The sequence below is a fragment of the Streptomyces sp. NPDC006458 genome, assembly GCF_040612135.1.
GTDB lineage: Bacteria > Actinomycetota > Actinomycetes > Streptomycetales > Streptomycetaceae > Streptomyces.
Window position 1 is genome coordinate 1 of the sequence record NZ_JBEXPR010000078.1, and the last position, 4,050, is coordinate 4,050.

Here is a 4,050-nt window from a genome sequence, read left to right on the forward strand (position 1 = left end):
ACCCACACCGCCGGCATCCCCATCGACTGGCACACCTACTACGCCGACACCGGCGCCCGCCACATCGACCTCCCCACCTACGCCTTCCAGCACGACCGGTTCCGCCTCGCGCGCACCTCCGGTGCCGGCGACCTGACGGCTGCCGGGCTCGGACAGGTGGACCACCCGGTGCTCGCCGCCTGCACTCAGGTCGGCGATCGCGACGAGTGGCTGTTCACCGGCCGCATCTCCGGAGAGACGTTGCCCTGGCTGGCGGATCACGTGATCGTCGGCGAGTCGCTCGTTCCGGGTGCCGCGCTCCTGGAACTGGTCCTCGCCGCGGGCCGCGAGGCGGGCTCCCCCACCGTTGAGGAGCTGGTGCTCCAGGCCCCGCTGACGCTGCCCGCCGACGCGTCGGGCACCCAGGTGCAGGTCACGCTCGGCGCTCCCGACGAGGACGGGCGGCGCGAGGCCGCCGTCTACAGCGGTTCCCGGTCAGAGACCGTGTGCCACGCCCGGGGAGTCCTCGCCGTCCCGGCGGTGTCGCCGGACTGGGACGCGGTCGAGTGGCCCCCCGCGGGCACCGAGCCGATCACGGTCACGGATCTGTACGAGAGCCTCGGTGACGCCGGATACGAGTACGGTCCGGTCTTCCAGGGAGTACGCGCCGCTTGGCGTGACGAGCGGTACGTCTACACCGAAATCGCGCTCCCCGAGGACGCGGCGGACACGCGCTTCGTGATGCACCCGGCTCTCCTCGATGCGGCCCTCCACGGCCGGCTCGCCGAGCACCGTTCCGGCATCGCTGCGCCCGAAATGCCCTCCACCTGGTGCGGATTCACCGTCCGAGCCGGTTCCGCGGCACCCGCCCGGGTCCGGATCGAGGCACAGGCCGAGTCCATCCTGCGGATCGACCTCGCGGACACGAACGGGCACGCGTGCGCCACCGCACACAGCGTGGTACTCAAGGCTGCCCCGCGCCGTCCGGCGACAGATGCCCTGTACCGGGTGGAGTGGGTTCCCGCCGCCACAGCACCCGTTGCCGCGGCCCCGGTTCGGGCCGAGCTCCTCGGCCACACCTACGCGGACCTGGCCGCCCTGGCCACGGCGGTGACCTCCGGGCTCGATCTGCCCGAGTTGGTCGTGGCCGAGGTGGTGCCGCGGTGCACTCCCCACGAGACGACCCTGTGGGCTCTCACCCTGCTCCAGGAGTGGCTGGCGACCGACGCACTCGCCGGAGCCCGCCTTGTCGTCGCCACCCGCAACGGCATCGCCACAGCCGAGGGCGAAGCCCCCGAACTCACACAAGCCCCCATCTGGGGACTCGTCCGCAGCGCCCAGTCCGAACACCCCGACCGCATCCTCCTCGTCGACCTCGAAGACGACACCGACACCACCACCCCCGACTGGGCCGCACTCGCCGGCCTCGACGAACCCCAACTCGCCCTGCGCGGCGACCACACCCTCGCCCCCCGCGTCGCCCGCGCCAACACAGCCGCACCCACCCCACAGCCGATCCTGGATCCGGAGGGCACGGTCCTGATCACCGGTGGCACCGCCGGCCTCGGCGCCCTCTTCGCCAAGCACTACGTCCGCAGCCACGGAGCCCGGCACCTCCTGCTCCTCAGCCGCCGCGGCACCACCACCGAAGGCGTCACCGAACTCGTCACGGAACTCACCGCGCTCGGCGCCCAGGTCGACATCGCCGCCTGCGACGTCACCGACCGCGACGCACTGGCACAGATCATCGGCTCCCTGAAGCGTCCACTCACCGCCGTCGTCCACGCCGCCGGACTCCTCGACGACGCCACCATCGAAACCCTCACCCCCGCCCAACTCGCCCGCGTACTGGGCCCGAAGGCCGAGGCAGCACTCCACCTCGACGAACTCACCGCCGGCCTCGACCTGTCCTCCTTCGTCCTCTTCTCCTCCGTCGCCGCCCTCATCGGCAGCCCCGGCCAGGGCAACTACGCCGCCGCCAACGCCACCCTCGACGCACTCGCCGCCCGGCGCCGGGCCGCCGGACTCCCCGCCACCTCCCTCGCCTGGGGCCTGTGGGCCGAAGCCGGCGGCATGGGCGCAACCCTCGACGAAACAGAACTGGCCCGCCTCGAACGCGCCGGTATGAGCGGCCTCTCAGCCCAACAAGGCCTCGAGCTCCACGACGCCGCACTCCGTCTCGACTCCGCACTCCTGGTACCCGTACGCCTCGAACAGCCGGCCCTGCGCGACCAGGCCCGCTCCGGCCTCCTCCCCGCACTCCTGCGCGGACTCGTACGCATACCCGCACGCCGCACCCAGCACACCGGCGGCTCCCTCGCCCAGCGCCTCGCGGAGACGGCAGAGGCCGACCGTCCGCGTCTGGTCCTGGAGCTGGTGCGGGCCCAGGCCGCCGCCGCACTCGGCCACACCTCAGCGGACACGGTCGATCCCGGCCGGGCCTTCAAGGACCTGGGCCTCGATTCGCTCGGCGCCGTGGAGCTCCGTAACCGCCTCACCCAGGCCAGCGGCGTACGCCTGCCCTCCACCCTCGTCTTCGACCACCCGACCCCCCAGGCGGTGGCCGAGTTCCTGCTCGTCGAGGCCGGCGGAGCGGACCCGGGCAGGACCCGTCCGGCGGCCCGCGCCGCCCGCAAGCCCGTCGACGACGAGCCGCTCGCCATCGTCGGCATGAGCTGCCGCTACCCGGGCGGAGTCACCTCGCCCGAGGAACTCTGGCAACTCCTCGCCGAAGGCCGCGACGCCATCACCCCGCTCCCGGACGACCGCGGCTGGGGCGAGGGTCTGTACGACGCAGACCCCGAGAAGGCCGGAAGGATCTACACCCGGGGCGGCGGATTCCTCGACGGCGTGGGCGAGTTCGATGCCGGGTTCTTCGGCATCAGCCCCCGCGAGGCCCTGGCGATGGACCCGCAGCAACGGCTGATGCTGGAAGCCGCCTGGGAGGCGTTCGAGGCCTCGGGCATCGACCCGGTCAGCCTGCGGGGCAGCGAGACCGGCGTGTTCTGCGGCGTGATGGCCATGGGCGACTACGGCGGCGGTGCCGGTGCCTCACAGCCCGAGGTGGAGGGCTTCCGCCTCGCGGGCAGCACCACGAGCGTGCTGTCGGGCCGGGTGTCGTACGCCTTGGGCCTGGAGGGCCCGGCCGTGTCCATCGACACCGCCTGTTCCTCGTCGCTCGTCGCCCTGCACCTGGCGGCGCAGTCCCTGCGCTCGGGCGAATGCTCCCTGGCCCTGGCCGGCGGTGTCACGATCATGTCCGGCCCGTTCCTGCTCACCGAGTTCAGCCGCCAGCAGGGTCTGGCCGAGGACGGCCGCTGCAAGCCGTACTCCGCAGCCGCTGACGGCACCTCGTTCTCGGACGGCCTGGGCCTGCTGGTCCTGGAACGCCTCTCGGACGCCCGCCGCAACGGCCACCGCGTCCTCGGTGTCCTGCGTGGCAGCGCCGTCAACCAGGACGGCGCCTCCAACGGACTGACCGCCCCCAACGGCCCTTCGCAAGAGCGGGTCATCCGCCAGGCCCTCGCCAACGCCCGGCTCGCCGCGGGCGATGTGGACGCGGTGGAGGGTCACGGTACGGGCACGCGGCTCGGCGACCCCATCGAGGCGCAGGCGCTGCTGGCCACCTACGGCCAGGAGCGCGAGAACGGCCCGCTCCGCCTGGGCTCCATCAAGTCCAACATCGGCCACACGGCTGCGGCCGCAGGCGTGGCGGGCGTCATCAAGATGCTCAAGGCGATGCAGTACGCCACGCTGCCGGGCACCCTGCACCTCGACGCTCCCTCTCCGCACGTGGACTGGTCGACGGGCGAGGTACGTCTGCTGGCCGAGGCCGAGCCGTGGCCTGCCACCGAGGGCCGGCCGCGCCGCGCGGGCGTCTCCTCCTTCGGCATCAGCGGCACCAACGCCCACGTGATCCTGGAAGAGGCCCCGGCCTCCCCGGAGCCCGTGGCGATCTCCCGCGAGGAACTCCCGGCGGTTCCGGTGGTGGTGTCGGCGAAGTCCGTGCCCGCGCTGCGTGCGCAGGCGGAGCGGCTGCGCACGCACCTGAGCACCCGGCCCGAGTCCGGG

At 72.9% G+C, this 4,050-nt stretch carries 1 protein-coding gene; it reads left to right on the plus strand.

The features are described 5' to 3' along the window. Nucleotides 1–4,050: type I polyketide synthase (locus tag ABZZ79_RS39510; protein ID WP_356697496.1), on the plus strand; the 4,050-nt coding region annotated here is incomplete at both ends.